This is a genomic window from Kocuria sp. KRD140, from assembly GCF_017168375.1.
GTDB lineage: Bacteria > Actinomycetota > Actinomycetes > Actinomycetales > Micrococcaceae > Kocuria > Kocuria marina.
On record NZ_JABFAW010000009.1, the window covers coordinates 286,355 to 308,452 of the forward strand.

Below are 22,098 nucleotides of genomic sequence, written 5' to 3' on the forward strand. Positions count from 1 at the left end.
CGCTGCATCCCGTCCAGGGGTGGGTGGGGTCGTTCGCGGAGGCCACCCCGAAGAGGTCGGCCACGGGCTGACCCTGTGCTGCGGCGTCGAGCAGCGCCTGGACGATCAGCGGCTGGTTGGGGCGTAGCTTGCGCAGCGCGAAGTCCATCCCGGAGGGGGCGAACACCCATGTGGTGGGGGAGTCGTAGGGAAGCAGCGCGCTGACCACGGTGCCGCCCACCGAGCTCGTGAAGGCGGTGCAGCCCCCGGTCTCGCCCAGCACGCGGGCGGCCGTGCGCAGGGAGTCGGAGCCGTGCGCGGTGAAACCTCGGCGGCCCGTCGTGTGGTGCAGCAGCTCGATTACGACGTGCGCGCCACTCGGGTGGGTGAGCACGGGGCCGTACGGCGCGTACCAGAGCCGCCCCGACCGTGAGGTCTCCTCAACGACCAGGGCGTGCCAGCCGGGCCCCGAGAAGAGGTGGGTGGCGGGGCCCAGGGCAGCCGGGAAGCGGTGCCATGGTTCGGACTGCAGCACGGCGGCGGGTCCGAGAATGGGGGCTCGAGTGCGGCACGGGGGCCCTCCATCGGGAATCGGGACCTGCTCATGGTCGACAACGAGCGGGAGGGCGTGCAGTTGCACGCCCTCCCGCTCACGGCCCTGCTGCGCAGGGAGGCCACACCGCCGGGACGGCTCGGGGACGCCGCGTCGGTGAGTGCCGCCTCCGTGACGTCCCGCGTTCTGCGGTCTCAGCCGATCACTGAATCCACGAGCGCCTTGGCCTCCTTCTGGACCTGCGCCAAATGCTCCGCGCCCTTGAACGACTCCGCGTAGATCTTGTACACGTCCTCGGTCCCGGACGGCCGGGCCGCGAACCACGCGGATTCCGTGACCACCTTCAGCCCGCCCACAGTGGCGCCGTTACCCGGCGCCTCGGTGAGCTTGGCGATGATGGGTTCCCCGGCGAGGGTCTCCGCGGTGACCTGCTCGGCGGACAGCTTCTTCAGTACGGCCTTCTGCTCGCGATCGGCCGGGGCGTCGATGCGCTCGTACACCGGATCCCCGAACTGCTCGGTGAGTTCGGCGTAGCGCTGCGACGGCGTCTTGCCCGTGCGTGCGGTGATCTCCGCGGCGAGCAGCGCCAGGATGATGCCGTCCTTGTCAGTGGTCCACGCGGAACCGTCCATCCGAAGGAAGGACGCGCCCGCGGATTCCTCCCCGCCGAAGCCGATGGATCCGTCCAGCAGACCGGGCACGAACCACTTGAAGCCCACGGGGACCTCCACCAACCGGCGGCCCAGCGAGTCGGCCACGCGGTCGATGATCGAGGACGACACCAGGGTCTTGCCGATCCCGGCTTCCGGGGACCACCCGGCACGGTTGCGGTAGAGGTAGTCGATGGCCACGGCCAGGTAGTGGTTAGGATTCATGAGCCCGGCATCCGGGGTCACGATGCCGTGCCGGTCGCTGTCGGCGTCGTTGCCGGTCGCGATGTCGTACTCGTCCCGGTTGCCGATCAGGGACGCCATGGCCGAGGGGGAGGAGCAATCCATGCGGATCTTCTCGTCCCAGTCCAGCGTCATGAACGCCCACTGCGGGTCCACCTCGGGGTTGACCACGGTCAGGTTCAGCCCGAAGCGCTCGCCGATCTCCTGCCAGTACGCCACGGACGCCGAGCCCATGGGATCCGCGCCGATGTGCAGCCCGGATTCCTTGATGACTTCGAGGTCGATGATTTCCGGCAGCGCGGAGACGTAGCTGTCCAGGAAGTCGAAGGTCCCGGTGATCTCCGCGGCGGCGGCCTCCTCCAGGGGCACCCGCTCCACACCATCGAGGCCCGCCGCGATGAGATCGTTGGCGCGGTTCGCGATCCACTCGGTGGCGTCCGTGTCCGCGGGACCGCCGTGCGGGGGGTTGTACTTGAAGCCGCCGTCGGTGGGCGGGTTGTGGGACGGGGTGATCACGATGCCATCCGCGCGGTCCGCGGGCTCGGAGGCGTTGTACGTGAGGATCGCGTGGGACAGCGCCGGGGTGGGCGTGAAGCCGTCCCGGGAGTCCAGCAGGGTGCGCACGCCGTTGGCCGCGAGCACCTGCAGCGCGGTGTCCTGCGCGGGTCCGGACAGCGCGTGCGTGTCCTTGCCCATGAACAGTGGCCCGGTGATCCCCTGCTCCGCGCGGTACTCCACGATCGCCTGGGTGATCGCGGCGATGTGGTGCTCGTTGAACGAGGTCTTCAGTGAGGACCCGCGGTGCCCGGAGGTGCCGAACACCACACGCTGGTCAGGATCGTCCGCGTCCGGGACGCGGTCGAAGTACGCGGCCAGGAGCTGGTCGATGTCCACGAGGTCACTGGGTTGGGCGACGGTGCCCGCACGGTTGGTCATGGTTCAAACCTAGTCCCGATCGCGGCGCCCGTCAGTCGTTTTCCGCAGGTTTCCGCGCACCGCACGCCGGGGCCCGAACGGCCGGTGGCAGCGGGCTCGCAGCTCGCACTCAGAGCAGGTGCCGTCAGGCCACCAAGGACGCGCGCGGCGTGGTCGGCGGGTCCAACTGCGCCGCGAGCGCGAGCAGCCACGCCTCGGACGACGCCGCTCCCACCAGGTGCACGCCCATGGGCACCGGCCCGGGATAGTTGCCTCGCTCGGGTGTAGCCCACGTGGTGGGGATCGTGATCGCGGGCAGCCCCACCACGTTGATCAGGGAGGTCCACGGGGTGTACTGGCATTGCCGCATATAATCCTGCTCGGCACCGGCGGGGTCGGTGATGTCGAAGCCCTCGTGGAACCAGCCGATCGGGCGCGGGGGCATGGCCAGCGCCGGAGTGAGGATCATGTCGTACTGGGCATATTGGCTGATCACATTGGCCTCGATGTCCCGCAGGACCGCCACGGCATCGGCGAGATCCACCGCGGACCGTGTCAGCGCGCGGTCCCGGAACGCCCGGGCCAGGCCCGTGAGCTGTCCTTCCTGCCCGGTTAGCGGCAGCTGCCCCATGACGGTGCTCCACAGCCGGAAGAACGCGTCCGGGTAGGCCGGGTCGTAGGAGATCCGGGCGTCGACGACGTTGTGCCCCGCCCGCTCGAGGCGCCGCACCCCGTCGTCGAGCGCGGCACGCGCCTCGGGTGATACGGAGATGTCGTAGGTCTCGTCGAAGGGCGACGCCGTGCTGACACCGATCCGCAACGGGCGCTCACCCCACGGCATCCGCCCGGCCAGGGCGGCGTCGACCACTGCCGTGAAGGACGGCTCGGGCGCGGCCCGGACGGGGCGGTCGATCCGATCGTGTCCGGGGGTGTGGCACAGCACGTCCATGAGCAGGGCGGCATCCCTGGCGGTGCGCGTGATGGGGCCGTTGACCCCAAGTTGTCCCACGTTGGACAGGGCGTCGTTGCTCGGGACACGCCCACGATTGGGTTTCAGGCCGATGAGTCCGCAGGCCGCCGCGGGGATCCGGATGGAGCCGCCGCCGTCGGAACCCACGGCCCCGGGCAGGATCCCCGCGGCCACGGCGGCCGCTTGACCCCCGGAGGACCCGCCAGGGGAGCAGTCCAGGGCGAACGGGTTGCGGGCCGGAGGGAAAGCGCGATTCTCCGAATAGCAATTGAGCAGGAACTCGGGGACCTGGGTCTTGCCGAGGATCACCGCACCGGAGGCTTCGAGGGTCGCGGCGAGCGGCTCGGATACGGCGGCGGGCGGCACGGTACCGGTCTCGTCCCGCGTGGTCAGTGAGCCCCACGTGGTGGGCATCCCGGCGACGTCGTGCCCGTCCTTGAGCGCGGTGGGGATACCCAGCAGGGCGGGGAGCGCGGAGGCATCCTCCTCGGAGTCGCCTCGGGCGCTCGAGAGCCGCTCGTCCGCGCTGCGGGCCCGCTTGAGGGTGGTCTCTGGGGCCACATGGACAAAGGCCCCCAAGTGCGCGTTGAGCTCGGTTATCCGCTCGAGCGTCCGCCGGGTCAGCTCCTCGCTCGTCACCTCCCCGCGGCGCAGGGCGGCAACGGTCTCGGTCAACGTGGGGAAGTGTTCCACCGTGTCCTCCATGGCGTTCGGGACGTGTGCGGGGACCCCAGCCTAACCATTGCGCGTCATGAAGTTCTCAGAGCGGGGGCGGCGCTGCCGAGGACGGTCGGACCGACACTGCCTGGGAAAGGTTCTCGAGGACTCGTACCCGGGAATCGAACCAGTCCAACCCTCTGAGCTCCGTCATGGACGCCTGTTCGATCCCGACGCCAAAATCGCCGCAGTATGCTCGAATTTCCCCTCACGCATCACACCGAGAAAGTAGATCCCCCATGAAACGGTCGCTCTCCGTCGCGGTTTTGGCCTTCGTCGTTGTGACTGTTGCAGGTATGTGGCGGCATTCTTGCTGAGATACGTGGCGGCAAGGGCCGTCCATCCAGGAACGACACTGTCCGCAAGCTGGGGCCAGCAACGATCGCCAGGAGGTCGGCATCGACAATGGCCGGAGATCTCTTTGTGGTGGAGGCTGCCGATCAGGAAGCGTGGTTAGAAACCGAAGGCCCCGCCGCTGATCAGGATGAAGAAACCCAGGCCGATCAGCACGATGGGGAACAGGATGTGTTCCCAGCGCTCCAGGACCTCGGCGATCGGTCGGCGGGTGGCGACGAACTTGGCCAGGCCCACCAGCACCGCGACCAGGGCCAGGAACACGATGCAGTAGGCAGCCACAGCCCCCGGGCCGACGCTGAGGAAGGCCGGGGCGTAGACGCCGATGTTGTCCCCGCCGTTGGCGAAGGTCACCCCGGCCACGGTCCAGACGGCGACATTCTTGCCCTCGATCTTGGCGTCGTCATCATCGTCTTCGCCTCTGCGCCACCCCTGCCAGGCCGCCCACACTCCCAGGCCCAGCGGGATGAGCCCGAAGTAGGGGATGACCCCCGGGGGCAAGAACGCGCCCGCGCCTAAGGACACGAGCACTGCCGCACCCAGGATGCCGGCGAAGCCGAGGTACTGGCCGACCAGGATTCGGACGGTGGTCCCACGCTGGCCCGCACCACGGCCGAAGAACAGGGATAGCACGATGATGTCGTCGATGTTGGTAACCAGGAACAGACCGATCGCCTGGAGGGTTGAGGACAGGATCACGCGCCCACCCCCTTCTCGCAGCAGCCGGGCACGGAGCAGGCCGGGTCCAGGCACGGGGCACTCTCATCCACCGCGAGGGTGACCTCGACCAGAGCAGTCAGCGCCCGCGCCAGGTGTGCATCGGCGATCTCGTACCGGGTCTGGCGGCCCTCGGCCACGGCGACCGCGATCCCGCAGTCCCGCAAGCACGCCAGGTGGTTCGACACGTTCGACCGGGTCAGCCCCAAGTCCCGCGCCAGTTCGGCCGGGTAGGCCGGCCGTTCCAGCAAGGTCATCAGGATCCGCGACCGGGTGGGGTCGGCCATCGCCCGGCCCAACCGGTTCATCACGTCAACACGAGAAACAATAGTCAGCATTCGCTGAACTATACAGTATGAGCTGAACTTACAGAGTCGCCTCGTAAAGCTATAGGTTGATTAGACGTTCAGCGCGCGGTTGGCCTCAGGTTCACTCCCTGCGTGAATGGGCACCCGGAAGTGTCTCGCTAAGTCGTCTCGACGAAAAGCGCCTCAGGGTGGTGACTTCCAGGACTTTCTGCCCCATGCTGGGGGTATGAGGCAGCTGGGATACACCCGCGTGAGTACGGCAACTCAGGATGCGCAGCTGCAAGTCGATGCGCTGGTGGATGCCGGGGTGCAGAAGCGGGACGTGTTCTCGGATGTGACCTCGGGTAGCCGGACCGCGATCGAGCGACCGGGGATGAAGCGGCTGCTCGACTACGCCCAGGACGGTGACACCGTGGTGGTCTGGCGTATCGACAGGCTCGGCCGGTCCCTCATCGATGTCCTGAACACGGTCACGCTGCTGCGCGGGCAAGGCGTGAAGATTAGATCGGTCTCGGACGGAATCGACCCGGAGACGACGTCGGGCCGGATGATGATGGGCATGCTCGCCACGTTGGCCGAGTATGAGCGCGAGCTGATCACCGAACGTGTCAATGCCGGGATCGCCGCGGCGAAGCAGAACGGTACCCGCTTCGGCCGACCTCCGGTCGACCCGGCCGTGGTCGCAGAGAAGCTCGACATCGCCGCCGATGCGCGCGCGAAGGGCCGCACCGCCGAAGACGCCGCCCGACTCGTCGGCTGGTCGCGGGCGACGCTGTATCGCCACCAGCAGGCGGCCCGCGCCCGAGCAGCTGTCGCCGAGCAGGTGTGAGATGGACGGGGCGGCGCGGTGGCGCATCCTGCGGCTGCACGTCGAGGACGGCATCGCGCTGACCGCCCTGGCCCGCGAGACCGGGATCGGGCTGCGCACCTTGGAGCGCTGGCACGCCCGCTACCGCATTGACGGGTATGCGGGCCTGAGCACAGGACAGCGCTCGGATGCCGGTACTCACCATCTTCCCGCGGAGCTCGTGCGGTTGATCGAGGGCCTGGCGCTGAGCAAACCCCGCCCCGCGATCGCCACTCTCCACCGCAGGGTCACCCGTATCTGCGGTACCCGCGGGTGGCCGGTGCCTTCCTACGGCGTGGTCCGCTCGATCGTGGCGGCCCTGGATCCGGGAATGGTCACTCTCGCCCTGGAGGGCGCGGGGTCCTACCGTGACAAGTACGAGCTGGTGTTGCGCCGGCAGGCCGAGCACCCGAATGCGATGTGGCAGAGCGACCACACGTTGCTCGACATCCTCGTGGTGGGCACCGACGGCAAGCCCGCCCGGCCGTGGCTGACGGCGATCATTGACGATTGCTCCCGCGCGATCTGCGGCTACACCGTCTTTCTCGGTGCGCCCTCGGCGATGAACACTGCGCTGGCGCTGAGGCAGGCGATCTGGCACAAGCCCGACCCGGCGTGGCCGATGTGCGGCCTGCCGGACGTGCTCTACGTCGACCACGGCAGCGACTTCATCAGCCACCACCTCACCCGCACCACCGTCGACCTCCATATCCGGCTGATCCACTCCACCGTCGCCCGCCCCCAGGGCCGCGGCAAGATCGAACGGTTCTTCGGCACCGTCAACACCGAGCTTCTCGCTGACCTGCCCGGCTACATCACCGAGGACCACCTTGCTCCGACGCCGAAGCTGTCGCTGGCCGAGCTCGACAGCGCCCTGGAGGGGTTCGTGGCCACCTACAACGACCGGTCGCACAGCGAGCTTGACACCTCGCCGCGCAGTGCGTGGATCGCCGAGGGCTGGCTGCCGCGCATGCCCGAGAGCCTCGAAGACCTCGACGGGCTGCTGCTCACGGTTGCCCAGTCCCGGGTGGTGCAGCGCGATGGCATCCGCTTCCAGGGGCTGCGCTACGTCTCCCCGACGCTGGCCGGCTACGTCGGACGGCCCGTGGTGATCCGCTACGACCCGCGCGACATCACGGAGATCCGCGTCTTTGACCATGACGAGTTCCTCTGCAAGGCCGTGAGCCAGGAGCACCAGGCCCAGAAGATCGGCCTCAAGGAGATCCAGGCTGCCCGCAACGCCCGCCGCCGAGCCCTGCGCCAAGGTATCAATGAACGCATCGCCGTCGTAGCCGCACACACCACCGAGGCGCCGCCGACAGCCGAGCCGCCGGCCCCCGCGCCAGCACCGAGGCGGAAGCTGAAGGTCTACAGGGAGGACCTGATGTGAGCCAGCGCTTCATCGTCACCAAGGAGCACCGCCGCTTCACCCAGTTCGCCGACGCTGTGCGCCGCGGCCACACCATCGGCCTGTGCTTCGGACCGGCCGGGGTGGGTAAGACGCTGTCCGCGCGTCGCTACGCACACTGGGAAAAGGCCTACGACCTGCTGACCAACTGGGGGCCGCGCGCCGACAGCGACGCCAAGGTCTACGCCGCCCTGGCTCGGAGTCGTACCGTGCTCTACACCCCCAGTGTGCTCACCACCCCACGGGTGCTCAAGGACGAACTCGCCCAGGCCATCACCCGCACCAACATCTGCATCGAGCAGCACCTGGAGGCGATCGGCCAGATCACCCCGCAGTCGTGGGGATGGCGGCACGGCAGGAACCACGTGCAGCTGGTGATCGTCGATGAGTCCGAACGGCTCCGCCCCACCGCGCTGGAGCTGCTGCGCGATCGCTACGACCGCGACAACATCGCTCTGATCCTGATCGGCATGCCTGGGCTGGAGAAGCAGTTCAGTCACTACCCGCAGTTCTACAGTCGTGTCGGCTTCGCCCACCAATACCGACCCCTGGGCACGGACGAGCTGCTGTTCGTCCTCCAGCGTCACTGGCGCTCCCTGGGCAAGACCCTCGACCCCGAAGACTTCACCGACGCTCGGGCCATCGCAGCCATCACCCGCATTACCCGCGGGAACTTCCGACTGCTGGAGAGGCTCTTCCCGCAGATCGAGCGCGTCATGAAGATCAACGAGCTCGACACCATCACCAACGATGTCATCGAAGCAGCCGCCAGCACCCTCGTTATCGGTACCACTTGAGGCCGCTACGAAGCATCAACAGAACCCCGCCATTTACCGGCAAGAGTCACAGAGCCCCCGAGGCAAAGGTGCCCGTCGGCAGCAATGATCGGCTGGCTGAGCTCTACGGCACCACGCTGAAGGGCAACGACATCAATTTCCGCATTTTCAGCCCGAATGCCCAGAAAGAACTCAACGCCGTGATGCCTCCCCAGCTCAATGGCGCATGGGGCGCATTGTGTTCACATGCCGTCACCCAGGAACAGCTCATGGAGACTGGCGTCAACGCGAACGGCCACAATTGGCGGCCCTTCCAGTACGCGGTGACTGAGAGCGGTGCGCCCCCACTCAGCGGCGATGCGAAGTCCAAAGAATATGAGGCGGCCTCGCTGGCGGAACTTTCTCACGGGGGATCCTGCGCCGTCATCCAGTCACCGGACACATCTGCTGCCACCAAAACCAGCGTCGCCTCCGTGGGCCACTACCTGGGCAACTCGACTCTGGAAGCCACGGTGTACGTGAGGTAGCCTGCGGGCTCCGGATCGGACGCTCCCTGGGGAACTGTGGGGGGGGGTAGAGCCCGCCTTCGGGCTGACTGCGGCTCAGTCGATGTCGTGCGTTTGACGGATACCCCAGCCGTGCGCGCCGGACACGCGAACGGGCGGCCACCGGAACCCCGGTGACCGCCCGCCGTCGTACGCGGTAAAGCTCAAGAAGCGCGGATCAGGCGCCGACCTCCTCGATGGCCTTGGAGAAGATCCGTAGGCCCTCGCGCAGCAGGTCGAAGTCGATCACGAGCGGCGGCAGCAGACGCACGTTGTTGCCGAACGTGCCACACGTGAGGATGACGACGCCCTGCTCGAGGCACTTGGCCGCGATCTGCTTGGCGGCGTCCGCGTTGGGTTCCTTGGAGCCGGGCTTCACGAACTCGAGCGCCATCATGGCGCCGCGCCCACGCAGCTCGCCCACGATGGGGGAGGACTCTGCCAGGGAGCCGAGCTCATCCTTGATGATCTTCTCGATCTCGAGGGCACGGTCCGCGAGGTTCCAGTCCTCGATGGTCTCGATCGCGCCGAGAGCGGCCGCGCACGCGACGGGGTTACCGCCGTAGGTGCCGCCCAGGCCGCCACCGTGCACCACGTTCACGAGCTCCGCGCGGCCCACCACGCCGGACAGCGGCATACCGCCGGCGATGCCCTTGGCGAAGGTCACGAGGTCCGGCTCGACACCCTCGTACTCGGAGGAGAACCACTTGCCCGTGCGGGCCACGCCAGCCTGGACCTCGTCCGCGACGAAGACCGCGCCGTTGTCCTTGCACCACTGCGACAGGGCGGGCAGGAAGCCCGGGGCCGGGACGATGAACCCGCCCTCACCCTGGATGGGCTCGATCACGATCGCGGCCACGTTCTCCGCACCCACCTGCTTCTCCACGAGGGACAGGGCGCGCTTGGCGGCGTCCTCGCCCGTCATGCCCTCCGGATCGCGGAAGGGGTAGGACATGGGAACGCGGTACACCTCGTTGGCGAACGGCCCGAATCCCTGCTTGTACGGCATGACCTTGGAGGTCATGGCCAGGGTCAGGTTGGTGCGGCCGTGGTAGGCGTGGTCGAAGACCACGACCGCGTTGCGCTTGGTGTGCATGCGCGCGATCTTCACGGCGTTCTCCACGGCCTCCGAACCGGAGTTGAACAGCGCGGCGCGCTTGTCGAAGGCCCCAGGGGTCAGGGACGCGATCTTCTCGGCGACCTCCACGTACCCCTCGTAGGGGGTCACCATGAAGCACGTATGGGTGAACTTACCCACGGCCTCGCGCACCTTCTCCACAACCTTGGGCGCGGTGGCGCCCACGGAGGTCACGGCGATGCCGGAGCCCAGGTCGATGAGCTGGTTGCCGTCCGCGTCCTTGATGATGCCGCCGTCGAGCTCGTCCGCGTAGACGGGCACGGAGGAGGCGACACCGGCCGCGACCGCCTTCTCCCGCCGCGCCGCGAGTTCCTGCGACTTGGGGCCCGGGAGGGCGGTCTTCAGATCGCGCTTCTGCTCGAGCCGGTATTCGATGTCAGCCATGTTCGGTTGCCCTTTCACTACAGCGGCACGGGGACGCGAAAACTCGATAATCGGATCCGCCCCGGAAAGCCCCGGTGATCCGGGGCTCCAGCCGAGGCGGGTCCGTGTGCGGCCGGTGCCGGGAGTTCGGACCCTCGTGGGGCCCTCCTCCCGTCAGGCGGGCGCGGGCGTGCTCAGGCCCAGGGCGAGGGCATGCCCATGTACTGCACGGTGGTGTACTCCTCGATGCCCTCGGCGCCGCCCTCGCGGCCCAGGCCCGATTCCTTGACGCCGCCGAACGGCGCCGCGGCGTTGGAGATCACTCCCACGTTCATGCCCAGTAGGCCGTACTCGATGCGGTCGCCGATGCGCAGGGCACGCGAGATGTCCTCGGTGAACACGTAGGACGCCAGGCCGTACTCGGTGGCGTTGGCCAGGCGGACGGCGTCGTCCTCGTCCTTGAACGTGATCACGGGGGCCACGGGGCCGAAGATCTCCTCCTTGAACACGCGGCACTGCTCGGTCACGCCGGTCAGCAGGGTGGGCTCGAAGAAGTACCCCGGTCCGTCCACGGCCTTGCCGCCCACGACGGCCTCGGCGCCGTTGTCGAGCGCGTCCTGGACGAATTCGGCGACGCTGTCACGCGCCTTCTTCTCGACCAGGGGACCCACGGTGGTGTCCTCCTCGAGACCGTTGCCGGGCTTGAGGGCGTCGAGCTTCTCCGCGAACTTCTTGGAGAACTCGTCCGCGACGGACTCGTGCACCAGGAAGCGGTTGGCTGCGGTGCACGCCTCACCTATGTTGCGCATCTTGGCGGCCATGGCGCCATCCACGGCCTTGTCCAGGTCCGCGTCCTCGAACACGATGAACGGGCCGTTGCCGCCCAGTTCCATGGAGGTACGCAGCACGCGGTCCGCAGCGGTCTTCATGAGCTGTTTGCCCACCGGGGTGGAGCCCGTGAAGGAGATCTTGCGCAGCCGGGGATCCTCCATGATGGGCCCGGAGACGTTGGACGCGGACGCGGAGGACACCACGTTGAGCACACCCGCGGGGATGCCGGCCTCGATCATGAGCTTCGCGAAGAACTGTGAGGTCAGCGGGGTCAGGCGCGCGGGCTTGAGGATCATGGTGCACCCGGCGGCCACCGCGGGGGCCACCTTGCGGGTGGCCATGGCCAGCGGAAAGTTCCACGGGGTGATCAGCAGGCACGGGCCCACGGGCTTGTGGGTCACGATCATCTTGAGGTTGCCCTCGGGGGTGTCCACGTAGCGCCCGTAGTGACGCACGGCCTCCTCGGAGAACCAGCGCAGGAACTCGCCGCCGTAGACGACCTCGCCCTGGGACTCCTTGAACGGCTTGCCCATCTCCAGGGTCATCAGCAGTGCGAGATCGTCCTTGTGCTCCTGGACGAGGTCGAACGTCCTGCGTAGGATCTCGGAACGCTCGCGAGCACTCGTGCGGGCCCAGGACTCCTGGGCGTTCGCGGCGGCGTCCATGGCCGCGCGCGAGTCCTCCTCGGTCGCGGAGGCCAGCGTGGCCAGCACCTCGCCGGTCGCGGGATTCTCGACGTCGAACGTCCCGCCGTCGGAGGCATCTCGCCACTCGCCGTTGATCAGGAGGCCCTTGGGTGTGGCCTCGAGGACTTCTGAAACCCGGTCTTTGATGCTCATCTGGTTCCTTTCTGGGAACTCCACTCGGCGTGGTCCGGTGCAGTCTCGAACTCGTGGGACATAGCTCCCTTCCTCCATGGTATGCCCGGCCGCAACGGTGCGATCAGCGGCTGCGGGTTCGTGACTCGCTCGCTGCCACGAGCCGCTCCTCGGCGTCCGCGCCGGGGGCGATCCCGCGCGGGATGCGCAGCATGAAGATCAGCCCCAGGACCCACCACAGCGCGAAGATCACGTAGGGGGCGGTGCCCAACCCCGCGGGCATCCCGGGCAGGTACAGCACAGCGAGTCCCAGGCAAAGCACTACGGACAGCACACCGATCACCACACCGCCGTGGTGCTTCCCGCCGATCCGGTAGGGCCGCTCCATCTCCGGTTCGCGGCGTCGCAGGATCACGAACACGATCGACACCAGCAGGTACGCCACCACGATCGAGGGCGAGCCGGAGTCCACGAGCCAGCCGAGCATCTCGGTGCCGAAGAACGGGGCGATGAAGGACAGCGCCCCCACGAACAGCAGGGCATTGGAGGGGGTCCCGTACTTGGGGTGCAGCTTGGCGAACCAGCGGGGCAGCATCCGGGAGTTGCCCAGGGCCCAGAGCAGACGTGAGGCACCCATGAGCAGGGAGTTCCAGGACGTGAGGATCCCGGCCAGGCCACCGGCAAGCAGCACGTTGGCCATGGCGCCCGAGGTGAAGAGGTTGCCGAACGCGTCCGCCACGGCGATGTCCGCGTTCGCGAGGTCATGTGCGGACATCGCCGAGGACGTGGTGAGGATGACCATCACGTACCACGCGGTCGCTATCAGCACGGAGGTGACGATCGTGCCGCCCAGTTTCTTGGGCGGCAGGTGCATCTCCTCGGAGACCTGCGGGATCACGTCGAAGCCCACGAACAGGAACGGGACCACCACGAGCACCAGGGAGAACCCGGAGACACCGTTGTGGAAGAAGGGCTCCATGTTCTGTTCCGAGCCGCGCGTGAACGCGCCGAAGACCATCATGAGTCCCACGATCGCCAGGAAGATGATCACGAAGACCTGCACCGTGGACGCCTGCTTCACACCGCGTAGGTTGATCCACGTGATCACCACGGCGCTGAGCGCACCCACGAGCGCCCACGTGAGGTTCACCTCGAATCCGGCGATCGTCCACAGCGGGACGTGGCTGAGGTTCGGGAAGATGTACTCCACGGTGCGAGGTACGGCCACGGCCTCGAACGCCACGATCGTGATGTACCCGACCGTGATCGCCCACGAGCCGATGAATGCCCACCTGGCACCCATGCCCCGCAGCAGGTAGTTGTGCTCACCGCCCGCGGCGGGCATCGCGGCCACGAGTTCGCCGTACACCAGGCCCACCACGGCCATGATCGCCCCTCCGGCCACCATGGCGAGCACCGCGCCCATGGTCCCGGCGTCGTTCAGCCAGCCTCCCGTGAGGACCACCCAGCCGAAGCCGATCATGGCCCCCACGCCCAGGGCGATGGCGTCCAGCCGCCCCAGGACCTTCTTGAACCCTGCGCCGTGCTCCGGGAGATGGCGTTCGTGTGTCATGCATGCCGTCCTGGGATGTCGAGGAGGTCGAGGTTGTTGCGCTCCATTGTCCGCGCGGACGGCGCCCCCGGGGCTTGTGGGCGAGTTCGTGTCATCGACAGCGGGCGGAGGGCGACGGCGCTGGGTCCCCTTGGCGGTGGGAGTGGCGTCGTCGTCGGTGGGCAGCAGGTCCCGGCAGAGAGGGGAATGACGGCGCGGGGTGGGGGGGCAGGTGTCATGAAGTCTCGCCCTCGGTGAACGCTATGTCGTGAGAGTGTGGCGGGGCATACGCTCACAGCATGGCTTACGCAACAATCAACCCTGCAACGGGTGAGACCCTCAAGAAGTTCGACACCGCCACGGATCAGGAGATCAAAGACGCCGTCCAGCGTTCCGCCGAGGAATACTCCTCCTGGCGCAATGTCCCGGTGGCCGAGCGCGCTCAGCTGATGCACAAGATGGCGGAGCTGTACCGCGAGCGTCAGGACGAGCTCGCCGCGATCCTCACGGAGGAGATGGGCAAGCCGGCCGCGCAGGCCGCGGGCGAGGTCCAGATCGTCGCCGCGATCTACGACTACTACGCGGACAACGCGGAGGAGTTCATGAAGGGCCGCAGCCTGACCCCCTCCACCGGGGGAGAGGCCCGTGTGGTCCTGGACTCCACGGGTGTCCTGCTGGGCATCATGCCGTGGAACTTCCCGTACTACCAGGTGGCCCGTTTCGCGGCCCCCAACGTGATGCTGGGCAACACCATCTTGCTCAAGCACGCCGGTAACGTCCCGCAGTCCGCGCTGGTGCAGGAAGAGCTGTTCCACGAGGCGGGCTTCCCCGAGGACGTCTACATCAACGTGTTCGCGTCCAGCGACCAGATCGCGGAGATCATCATCCCGGACCCCGCCGTCCAGGGTGTGTCCCTCACGGGCTCCGAGCGTGCGGGTGCCTCCGTGGCCGCGACCGCCGGCAAGAACCTTAAGAAGGTTGTGCTGGAGTTGGGCGGTTCGGACCCCTTCATCGTGCTCGACGATAAGAACGTGGAACGCACCGTTAAGCAGGCCGTGAATGGGCGCATGAACAACAACGGCCAGGCGTGCACCAACGCCAAGCGGTTCATCGTGCTCGAGGACGCGTACGAGACCTTCGTGGAGAACTTCGCGGAGGCCGTGCAGGGGATCACCCCGAGCGATCCCACGGACGAGAAGACCTTCCTGGGCCCGCTGTGCACCGTGTCCGCGCGTGACGAGATCATGGAGCAGGTCCAGGACGCCGTGGACAAGGGTGCCACGGTGCTGGCCGGCGGCAAGAAGCTGGACAAGCCCGGTGCTTGGATGGAGGCCACGCTGCTCGCGGACGTGACCCCCGAGATGCGCGCCTACGCCGAGGAGATCTTCGGCCCGGTAGCCGTGGTCTACAAGGTCAAGGACGTGGACGAGGCCATCGAGCTGGCCAACTCCTCCTCGTTCGGTCTGGGCGGTTCCGTGTTCGGCGCCGACGAGGCCGAGGCCCTGGAGGTCGCCAAGCGTGTGGACTCCGGCATGGTGTTCGTCAACGAGGTCACCGGCACCGCTCCGGACCTGCCCTTCGGCGGCGTCAAGCGCTCCGGTGTGGGCCGTGAGCTCGGCCCGTTCGGCATCGAGGAGTTCGCCAACAAGAAGCTGCTGCATACCCCCAAGAAGTAATTCCCGCGCGGCCGGGTTCCACATCCGGGACCCGGCCCTGTACGACGACGTCGCCCCCGCACCGAGAAGGTGCGGGGGCGACGTCGTACCGAGAGAAGGCGGACCCTAGTGCCGCAGGTCGTTGGCCTTGGTCTCGGGCAGGATGGAGGCAACCACGGTGGAGACCACCAGCAGCAGGCCCATGTGCAGCGAGAACATGCCCGCCGAGTACTGCGTGCTGATCCAGTTCTGGAGGTACGGGGCGGGGCCGCCGAAGATGGCCACGGCCACCGCGTACGGGAAGGCCACGCCCACGGTGCGTACGCTCGTGGTGGGCAGGAACAGGGAGAGGAACATCTGGCCCACCATGGCGTTGAGCGGGAAGAACAGCAGCAGCGGCACCAGATTGCCGATGATCAGCGACGAACGCCGGCCCCAGATGTCGGAGAGCTTGCCCCACAACGGCAGGGAATGATCAGGACCACGTTGGCCAACAGGCTCGCCTGCAGGGCGGTGGCCTGGGGGTTGAAGATCTCACGCGCGCAGTAGATGGAGAACGTTGCGTAGATGCTTCAGTCGTACCACTCGAGCGCGTTGCCGATACCGGTGTGGATGAGTGTTTTCCTGGAGGAGACCGCCGGGCCGCCGAGGTGGGTCTCGGTGGCTATCTCAGAGGAAGCAGCGGAAGTAGACATGTCGTGCATCCTGAGAGGTGAGGGCGGGTCAGATCAGCCCTGTCAAGTCGTCACTGCGGGCAACAGTCATGCAGCGTGCTAGCCGCTCTGCATGATGTGATACAAATAACCAACTGTATGACATAAATTTCTACAATTTTGGGTCGCTTGAATCGATCTTATTTCAACTCGGGTGTCCGAACGTCTCGGTTACGACTTGGCACCGGACGGTCCTCGCACTCATCATGGGGCGTTGGGAGCCGCGGTCGGGCCCGGGAGTACGTCCGTCCCACGGGTCGCATGCCGCCATCCTGGGACGGCTGAACGGCACCGCCCGCGCCGCCACCCGTGCCACGAGCCCAGGAAACAGAGGACCCATGCTGAGCAACGGCCACATCAAGAGCGAGCTCTCCCCCCAGGATCAGGAACTGATCAGTTTGCTGCAGTGGGCGCCGCGCATCACGTGGGGGGAGGCGGCCGAGATCCTGGGCGCGCACGCCACCACGCTCGCCGGCCGGTGGGAGAAGCTGGAACGTTCGGGCATCGCATGGATCACGGCGCAGGTCAACCTCTCGGACACCCGCAACCAGCTCAGCTTCATCGAGATCTCGTGCGATCCGGGAGGCTGGGCTCACGTGGCGGACACCTTCACCGCGATGCCCGAGGTAATCTCCGTGGAGGCGTTCGCGCCGTCCCCGGACCTGGGGTTGACCGTGCTCAGTCACGACCTGGAATCGCTGTCCCGTTTCGTGGAGGAACAGATCTCGCAGGTGCCGGGCGTGGCCAAGGTGCAGCTCATGCTCTCGTCACGCCTGCACCGAGCGGGCGACAAGTGGCGACTGGACCAGCTCAGCGACGAGCAGCGCGCCGCGGCCCAGGCGTGGACCTCCGCCGAACAGGCCGCCCTGCCCACCTCAACCACCGCGCTCGGGGAGGCCCAGCGCCCGGTGATCGAGGCCCTCATGCGTGACGGCCGCGCGAGCGCCGCGGAGATCGCCCGCAGCACGGGGCTGCACCCGGCTACGGCCCGGCGCTACCTGCAGAAGGTCCTGGCCTCCGGGCTGTTGAGCATCCGCTGCGACCTGGTGCAGGGGCTCTCGTCCTCCCCTGTGACCGCGCAGTGGTTCATGCGTTTGAATGCTTATCGGCACGAGGACGCGGCCGAGGCACTCGCGAAGGACCCACGCACCCGCGTGGTCTCTTCCATCACGGGGCGCTCCAACATGATGGTGGTCATGTGGCTCTCCTCCGTGGGGGAGATCATCGAGGCCGAGCAGGCCATCCAGAGTCTCGTCTCGGACGTGGAGATCCAGGAATCGGTGATCTCCCTGCGCCCGCTCAAGCGCATGGGCTGGGTCCTGGAGAACGAACGTAACGCCACCAGGACCTTCGTGGCCCCTCACCTGCACCTGAGCTGAGCGCGCGGTCGGTCTGCGCGGTCGCGGGGTACGACGCCGCAGGGTCGCCCGCCCGGACGACGTCGCCCGGGGACGCACGCGGGCGACGTCGCCCGTGGGACGTGGGTGAGCGTCGTCGTTGTGCCCCGCGCTGTCAGTCCGCGCGCTGGTAGCGGATCTGGGCGCCCACCACGGTGGCCTCGACCACGGTGTCCTTCACGACCTCGGCGTCCTCGGAGAAGATGTCGCGGTCCACGCTCACGAAGTCCGCGAGCATCCCCGGGGCCAGGCAGCCCTTGAGGTTCTCCTCGTAGGACGCGCGGGCCACCGCGTGGGTGTAGTAGTACACGGTCTCGGCGCGCGGGAGCCGCTCGTGGGGCTGCCACCCGCCCTCGGGCGCGCCGTCCCGTGTGCGGGTGATGGCCGCGTGGATGCCCTGGAACGGGTTGGGGTCCTCTACGGGGCCGTCGGAACCGAACACGAGCTCGGCGCCGGCCTCGCGCAGACTGTTCCACCCGTAGGCTACGAGGTCGCGCTCGGACAGGAAGTCGTTCATGGGGATGTCCGCCGTGCAGTGCATGGGCTGCATGGACGCGGTGACTCCCAGCTCACGGAACCGGGGGACGTCCGAGCGCTTCATGTACTGGGCGTGCTCCACGCGCTGGCGCAGGCCGAAGACCCGGGCGATCGACTGACTCTTGGCGAACGCGTCCAGCACCTCCGTGGTGGCCTGGTCACCGATCGCGTGGACGGCCGTGGCGATCCCGGCGGACGCCGCCAGACCGATCCAGTGCTCGAGCTCGTGCGGGGACGTGACCGTCATGCCGTGGTTCTCGGTGCCCGGCCACGCCTCGGACATGTGGCACGTGTGCGAGCCCAGGGCGCCGTCCGCGAAGAGCTTGAGCGGGCCGATCGAGATCCACTCGTCCCCGGAGGCCGTGCGGATCCCGCGCCGGATGAAGTCGTGGACCTGTTCCTGGTGCAGCACCTTGTGGATGCGGATGTCCAGCTCGCCGCGTTCGCGCAGCTTCTGGTACGCGTACAGGCAGTCCGCGCCGTCGATGTCGTGGATGGATGTGATGCCCCGCTTGAGCAGCTCACGCTGACCCAGGGGCAGGTAGTCGTCGATGTTGCCGGAGACGTCCGACTGCATGAGCCCGTCCCGGATGGGGATGGCCGCGGCCTCCCGGATCACGCCGGTGAGCTCACCGTGCTCGTCCCGCACGAACTCGCCGCCGTCAGGGTCCTTGACGTTCCGGTCCAGGCCCAGCTCCTGCAGCGCCTTGGAGTTCAACCACAGGGTGTGCCAGTCCAGCGACCCCAGGGCCACGGGGATGTCCGGGGCCACGGTGTCCAGCGCGTGGCGGTCCGGCAGCTCGGGGACGTCCCACGCGTTGACGTTCCACTGCCCGCCGAAGATCCACGTGATGGACTCATCCGCCATGCCTCGCTCCACGAACGGGCGTAGCACCTCGAGCGCGGACTCCAGGGACGTGCAGTGGCGCATGTCTGGCTCGATGAGGGAGCGGGAGTACATGGCCGAGTGGATGTGGCCGTCGCCCATGCCCGGGAGCACGTAGGTGCCGCCGAGATCGGTACGTTCGGTGCCGAGCGGCGCGAGGTCCTTGAGCCGCTGGTAGTCGCCCACGGCCACGATGCGGTCGTCGGAGGTCAGGATGGCGTCCGGATGGGGCATGTCGTGGGAGTGCCACTGGGCCTGGGGAGTCCATCCGGTGGCCGGATTCATGGCGTGCACCGTGGCGTTGTGGAAGAGGCGGAACATGGAACGGGCTCCTATCGGCCGGCCCCGGCGCCGACACAGTTGTGTGATGGTGCGCCGACCCCCGCGACGGCGCCCCCACGAAGCGGGGTGCAAGGATCGGGCAACCGCGGTCCTCGATCCATCAGTCTAGGTCGCAGCGGATACGGCCCGGCAGAACGACGGCGCCGGGCCACAGAATTGTTGACACCGGCGCCGTGGCGTTCGGGCGAACCGATCAGGCGTTCATGGCCTTCTTCAGGGTGGTGGTGAAGATCTCCACACCCTTGTGGATCTCGCCATCGGCGGGGTGGCAGAAGGACATGCGCACCTCGTACTCACCGCGGCAGTCCGTGGAGAACGCGGTGCCCGGGACGAACACCACGCCCTTGTCGATGCCCTCCATGCACAGGTCGGAGGAGTCCACGTCCTGCGGCAGGGTGATCCACGAGTAGAAGCCGCCCTCGGGGCGGGTCCAGGTCACACCGTCGGGCATGTGCTCGTCGAACGCGTCCATCAGGGTCTGGGCCCATTTGCCGTACAGCACGCGGTACTCGTCCAGCACGGAACGCCAGTCGTACTTCTCGAGGCACCCGGCGACCACTTCCTGAGCGAAGGCCGAGGGACTGAGCACAGGGGCCTCGCTCTGCAGACACAGGATCGTGGCGAGCGAATCGGGGGCCACGGTCCAGCCCACGCGCAGACCCGGCGTGAACATCTTGGACGCCGAGCCCAGGTAGACCACGTTCTCGTCGTCCGCGCGCATGGCACGGGCAGTCTGACCCTCGAAGCCCAGCAGGCGATAGGGGTTGTCCTCCGCGATCAGCACGGGGTGCGCGGCGCGGACCTCACAGATCCGGTCGCGGCGCTGCTGCGGCATCATGGTCCCGCCCGCGTTCTGGAAACTCGGGATGGTGTACAGGAACTTGATGCCCCGGTCCTGGGACTCGAGCTCCTCGATGGTCTCCTCGAGTTCGTCCGGGGTCAGCCCCTCGTGGTCGATCGCCACGTGGACGACCTCCGCCTGGGCGCCCGCGAACACGGCCATGGCGCCCGAGTAGGAAGGCGCTTCCGCGAGGATGACGTACCCCCGGATCGATCATCACGCGGGCGAGGGTGTCCAGACCGTTCTGGGAACCGGTGGTCACGAGCGCGTTCTCACGCGTGAACGCCACGCTGTACGCGTGCGCCCGCTCGCTGCGCAACCTCGCGGCCCACGGTCAGGCGCGCGGCGTGTCCTTCAAGCTGCCCGACGCTCCCGTGACCAACTACGTGTGCCTCGCGTTCCTGATCCTGCTGAGCCTGTACATCATGTTCGACATGACCAACCCGCACTGGTACTACAGCCTCATCGCGGGCATCGTGATCCTCGTGGGCACCGACATCGGCTACGAGATCTCCACGCGTCACGTGGCCAAGCACGGCCTGTCCGAGCTGGGGCGCTCGCACCCGTCCGAGCACGACAAGACCGGCACCGACGTGCGCTGAGCGACGTCGCCCGCGGCACCCCGCGCCGTCGGCGCCGAACACCGCGCCCTGCCGCTATGGTGGGGGTCCGAGTGAACTGAGCAGTCGAACGACGAGGGACGCCATGGACAACGTGAACAACTTGCCGTCCGCCACCGTGGACGAGATCCCGGCGGGCGCACCCATCCTGGACGTGCGCGAACAGGACGAGTGGGATGCCGGGCACATCGACGGTGCCCAGCACCTGCCGCTGTCGCAGCTCGCGGAGCGCACGGACGAGGTCCCGCTGGACCAGGACGTCTACGTGATCTGCCGTTCCGGCGGCCGCTCGCTGCGCGCCACCGCGTACCTCGCGCAGTACGGGTACGACCCCGTCAACGTGGTGGGCGGCATGGGCGCGTGGGCGGACGCGGAGAAGCCCATCGTGTCCGAGACCGGGGAAACGGCGCGCGTTCTGTGAACGCAGCACTGTCCGGCGTGGCCTCGGGTCCTGTGGGCCCGGGGCCATGCGCTCGTGAGTACGCCTTCCTGGGCCCCGAGGGCACGTTCACCGAGGCGGCACTGAGGCAGGTCCCGGGGGTCGACGACGCCGCGTGCACCCCCATGAGCTCCGTCCCGGCCGCGCTCGCGGCCGTTCGAGAGGAACGTGTGGACGCCGCCGTGGTGCCCATCGAGAACTCGGTGGAGGGCGGCGTGACCGCCACGCTCGACGACGTCTCCTTCGGTGCCGAACTGCGGATCCTGCGCGAGATCCTGGTGCCCATCCAGTTCGTCCTCGTGGCCCCGCCGGGCGTGAGCCTGTCCGACGTCCACGCCGTGGCGACCCACAGTCACGCCTGGGCGCAGATCCGCGGCTGGGTCGAACAGAACCTCCCAGGCGTGAGCTACGTCCCCGCGTCCTCCACGGCGGCCTCGGCCATGGACATGTTGGACGGCACGGGCGGGGTGAGCACCGAGGGTCTGGGCTACGACGCCGGCGTGTGTTCCCCCGTGGTCGTGCAGCGCCACCCCGAGCTGAACGTGCTGGCCGAGGACATCGGGGACAACGAGCACGCGGTCACGCGTTTCGTGCTCGTGGCCCGCCCAGATGCACCCATGCCCGAGCCCACCGGGGCGGACAAGACGTCCCTGGTGATCCCGCTGTGGGAGGACCGTCCCGGGGCGCTGCTGGAGATCCTCGAGCAGTTCGCCACGCGCGGGGTCAACCTGACCCGCATCGAGTCCCGCCCCACGGGCACCCACCTGGGCGACTACTTCTTCTCGGTGGACATCGACGGCCACATCCGGGAGGACCGGGTCTCCGAAGCCCTCATGGGTGTGCGCCGGATCTGCCCCCGCACCCGATTCCTCGGGTCCTACCCCCGCGCCGACGGGCGCGCGGTCCACGTGGCCAAGCACTACAGCGACGCCGCCTTCATCCAGGCCCGTTCGTGGGTCAACAACCTGAAAGGACATTGACGTC

At 67.7% G+C, this 22,098-nt stretch carries 20 protein-coding genes and 1 pseudogene; 9 read left to right on the forward strand and 12 right to left on the reverse strand.

Features of this window, described 5'->3' with window-relative positions; genetic code table 11:
- Positions 1 to 58: 58 nt before the first annotated feature.
- From J1M36_RS13030 to J1M36_RS10075, 5 genes and pseudogenes are all read right to left on the reverse strand, one after another.
- Positions 59 to 619: pseudogene (locus J1M36_RS13030) on the reverse strand (GNAT family N-acetyltransferase); the annotation flags it as partial.
- Between the two features lie 107 nt (positions 620 to 726).
- Positions 727 to 2,361: a phosphoglucomutase (alpha-D-glucose-1,6-bisphosphate-dependent) gene (gene pgm, locus J1M36_RS10060; RefSeq protein ID WP_098055800.1), complete on the reverse strand. Its 1,635-nt coding sequence runs from the start codon at positions 2,359 to 2,361 to the stop codon at positions 727 to 729.
- Between the two features lie 124 nt (positions 2,362 to 2,485).
- Entirely contained in the window at positions 2,486 to 4,003 is a 1,518-nt protein-coding gene (locus J1M36_RS10065) for an amidase (protein ID WP_082943496.1), read from the reverse strand.
- Between the two features lie 477 nt (positions 4,004 to 4,480).
- Positions 4,481 to 5,080: a cadmium resistance transporter gene (locus J1M36_RS10070; RefSeq protein ID WP_048683490.1), complete on the reverse strand. Its 600-nt coding sequence runs from the start codon at positions 5,078 to 5,080 to the stop codon at positions 4,481 to 4,483.
- Positions 5,077 to 5,436, reverse strand: coding sequence for a helix-turn-helix transcriptional regulator (locus J1M36_RS10075; RefSeq protein ID WP_064847475.1), 360 nt, complete (start codon positions 5,434 to 5,436; stop codon positions 5,077 to 5,079). The genes J1M36_RS10070 and J1M36_RS10075 overlap by 4 nt, the downstream gene beginning before the upstream one ends.
- Before the next feature lie 196 nt (positions 5,437 to 5,632).
- Between J1M36_RS10075 and J1M36_RS10080 the strand changes: the two genes are divergently transcribed.
- The 4 genes from J1M36_RS10080 to J1M36_RS10095 all read left to right on the forward strand — a co-directional run bounded on the left by J1M36_RS10080 (position 5,633) and on the right by J1M36_RS10095 (position 8,964).
- Entirely contained in the window at positions 5,633 to 6,235 is a 603-nt protein-coding gene (locus tag J1M36_RS10080; protein ID WP_064847476.1) for a recombinase family protein, read from the forward strand.
- A 1-nt stretch (position 6,236) separates the two neighbouring features.
- A complete protein-coding gene (locus tag J1M36_RS10085) occupies positions 6,237 to 7,643 on the forward strand; it encodes a Mu transposase C-terminal domain-containing protein (protein ID WP_206479293.1) in 1,407 nt (468 codons plus the stop codon).
- Positions 7,640 to 8,458, forward strand: coding sequence for an AAA family ATPase (locus J1M36_RS10090; RefSeq protein ID WP_206479294.1), 819 nt, complete (start codon positions 7,640 to 7,642; stop codon positions 8,456 to 8,458). Before J1M36_RS10085 ends, J1M36_RS10090 begins: the two co-directional genes overlap by 4 nt.
- Positions 8,459 to 8,526: 68 nt before the next feature.
- A complete protein-coding gene (locus J1M36_RS10095) occupies positions 8,527 to 8,964 on the forward strand; it encodes a hypothetical protein (protein ID WP_144998911.1) in 438 nt (145 codons plus the stop codon).
- A 196-nt stretch (positions 8,965 to 9,160) separates the two neighbouring features.
- Here J1M36_RS10095 and gabT read toward each other — a convergent pair whose 3' ends face one another.
- The 3 genes from gabT to J1M36_RS10110 all read right to left on the reverse strand — a co-directional run bounded on the left by gabT (position 9,161) and on the right by J1M36_RS10110 (position 13,705).
- Entirely contained in the window at positions 9,161 to 10,504 is a 1,344-nt protein-coding gene (gene gabT / locus J1M36_RS10100; protein WP_064847249.1) for a 4-aminobutyrate--2-oxoglutarate transaminase, read from the reverse strand.
- A 173-nt stretch (positions 10,505 to 10,677) separates the two neighbouring features.
- Positions 10,678 to 12,153: an NAD-dependent succinate-semialdehyde dehydrogenase gene (locus J1M36_RS10105; protein WP_206479300.1), complete on the reverse strand. Its 1,476-nt coding sequence runs from the start codon at positions 12,151 to 12,153 to the stop codon at positions 10,678 to 10,680.
- A 103-nt stretch (positions 12,154 to 12,256) separates the two neighbouring features.
- Complete coding sequence (locus J1M36_RS10110; RefSeq protein ID WP_206479301.1) at positions 12,257 to 13,705, reverse strand: APC family permease; 1,449 nt, start codon at positions 13,703 to 13,705, stop codon at positions 12,257 to 12,259.
- A gap of 278 nt (positions 13,706 to 13,983) precedes the next feature.
- On the opposite strand from J1M36_RS10110, the gene J1M36_RS10115 reads away from it, so the two are divergent.
- Complete coding sequence (locus J1M36_RS10115) at positions 13,984 to 15,360, forward strand: NAD-dependent succinate-semialdehyde dehydrogenase (protein ID WP_206479302.1); 1,377 nt, start codon at positions 13,984 to 13,986, stop codon at positions 15,358 to 15,360.
- 105 nt (positions 15,361 to 15,465) lie between these two features.
- On the opposite strand, the gene J1M36_RS10120 is transcribed toward J1M36_RS10115, so the two are convergent.
- The gene (locus J1M36_RS10120) at positions 15,466 to 15,801 is read right to left on the reverse strand and encodes a hypothetical protein (RefSeq protein WP_206479306.1); all 336 of its coding nucleotides are present in this window, start codon (positions 15,799 to 15,801) and stop codon (positions 15,466 to 15,468) included.
- 110 nt (positions 15,802 to 15,911) lie between these two features.
- A complete protein-coding gene (locus J1M36_RS13035; protein ID WP_274606048.1) occupies positions 15,912 to 16,034 on the reverse strand; it encodes a hypothetical protein in 123 nt (40 codons plus the stop codon).
- 356 nt (positions 16,035 to 16,390) lie between these two features.
- Here J1M36_RS13035 and J1M36_RS10125 point away from each other — a divergent pair, with 356 nt between their 5' ends.
- Positions 16,391 to 17,431 (forward strand): Lrp/AsnC family transcriptional regulator, encoded by a 1,041-nt coding sequence (locus tag J1M36_RS10125; protein ID WP_206479308.1) that lies wholly within the window; start codon positions 16,391 to 16,393, stop codon positions 17,429 to 17,431.
- Positions 17,432 to 17,564: 133 nt separating this feature from the next.
- Here the strand turns inward: J1M36_RS10125 and J1M36_RS10130 are convergent, their stop codons facing one another.
- A complete protein-coding gene (locus J1M36_RS10130; RefSeq protein ID WP_206479310.1) occupies positions 17,565 to 19,193 on the reverse strand; it encodes an amidohydrolase in 1,629 nt (542 codons plus the stop codon).
- A gap of 214 nt (positions 19,194 to 19,407) precedes the next feature.
- The gene (locus J1M36_RS10135; RefSeq protein WP_206479896.1) at positions 19,408 to 20,217 is read right to left on the reverse strand and encodes a PLP-dependent aminotransferase family protein; all 810 of its coding nucleotides are present in this window, start codon (positions 20,215 to 20,217) and stop codon (positions 19,408 to 19,410) included.
- Between the two features lie 68 nt (positions 20,218 to 20,285).
- Between J1M36_RS10135 and J1M36_RS10140 the strand changes: the two genes are divergently transcribed.
- The 3 genes from J1M36_RS10140 (at position 20,286) to pheA (ending at position 22,094) form a co-directional block, all read left to right on the forward strand.
- Positions 20,286 to 20,657: a hypothetical protein gene (locus J1M36_RS10140; protein ID WP_064847361.1), complete on the forward strand. Its 372-nt coding sequence runs from the start codon at positions 20,286 to 20,288 to the stop codon at positions 20,655 to 20,657.
- A gap of 103 nt (positions 20,658 to 20,760) precedes the next feature.
- Entirely contained in the window at positions 20,761 to 21,096 is a 336-nt protein-coding gene (locus J1M36_RS10145; RefSeq protein WP_064847362.1) for a rhodanese-like domain-containing protein, read from the forward strand.
- Complete coding sequence (pheA, locus tag J1M36_RS10150) at positions 21,093 to 22,094, forward strand: prephenate dehydratase (protein ID WP_144998921.1); 1,002 nt, start codon at positions 21,093 to 21,095, stop codon at positions 22,092 to 22,094. Before J1M36_RS10145 ends, pheA begins: the two co-directional genes overlap by 4 nt.
- Positions 22,095 to 22,098 lie beyond the last annotated feature (4 nt).

Excerpts from the sequence above, each read along its gene's own strand:
- pgm (WP_098055800.1), bottom strand. The coding sequence starts at position 2,361 with ATGACCAACCGTGCGGGCACCGTCGCCCAACCCAGTGACCTCGTGGAC.
- J1M36_RS10075 (WP_064847475.1), bottom strand. The coding sequence starts at position 5,436 with ATGCTGACTATTGTTTCTCGTGTTGACGTGATGAACCGGTTGGGCCGG.
- J1M36_RS10080 (WP_064847476.1), top strand. The coding sequence starts at position 5,633 with ATGAGGCAGCTGGGATACACCCGCGTGAGTACGGCAACTCAGGATGCG.
- J1M36_RS10085 (WP_206479293.1), top strand. The coding sequence starts at position 6,237 with ATGGACGGGGCGGCGCGGTGGCGCATCCTGCGGCTGCACGTCGAGGAC.
- gabT (WP_064847249.1), bottom strand. The coding sequence starts at position 10,504 with ATGGCTGACATCGAATACCGGCTCGAGCAGAAGCGCGATCTGAAGACC.
- J1M36_RS10105 (WP_206479300.1), bottom strand. The coding sequence starts at position 12,153 with ATGAGCATCAAAGACCGGGTTTCAGAAGTCCTCGAGGCCACACCCAAG.
- J1M36_RS10110 (WP_206479301.1), bottom strand. The coding sequence starts at position 13,705 with ATGACACACGAACGCCATCTCCCGGAGCACGGCGCAGGGTTCAAGAAG.
- J1M36_RS10115 (WP_206479302.1), top strand. The coding sequence starts at position 13,984 with ATGGCTTACGCAACAATCAACCCTGCAACGGGTGAGACCCTCAAGAAG.
- J1M36_RS13035 (WP_274606048.1), bottom strand. The coding sequence starts at position 16,034 with ATGTCTACTTCCGCTGCTTCCTCTGAGATAGCCACCGAGACCCACCTC.
- J1M36_RS10125 (WP_206479308.1), top strand. The coding sequence starts at position 16,391 with ATGCTGAGCAACGGCCACATCAAGAGCGAGCTCTCCCCCCAGGATCAG.
- J1M36_RS10130 (WP_206479310.1), bottom strand. The coding sequence starts at position 19,193 with ATGTTCCGCCTCTTCCACAACGCCACGGTGCACGCCATGAATCCGGCC.
- J1M36_RS10135 (WP_206479896.1), bottom strand. The coding sequence starts at position 20,217 with ATGGCCGTGTTCGCGGGCGCCCAGGCGGAGGTCGTCCACGTGGCGATC.
- J1M36_RS10145 (WP_064847362.1), top strand. The coding sequence starts at position 20,761 with ATGGACAACGTGAACAACTTGCCGTCCGCCACCGTGGACGAGATCCCG.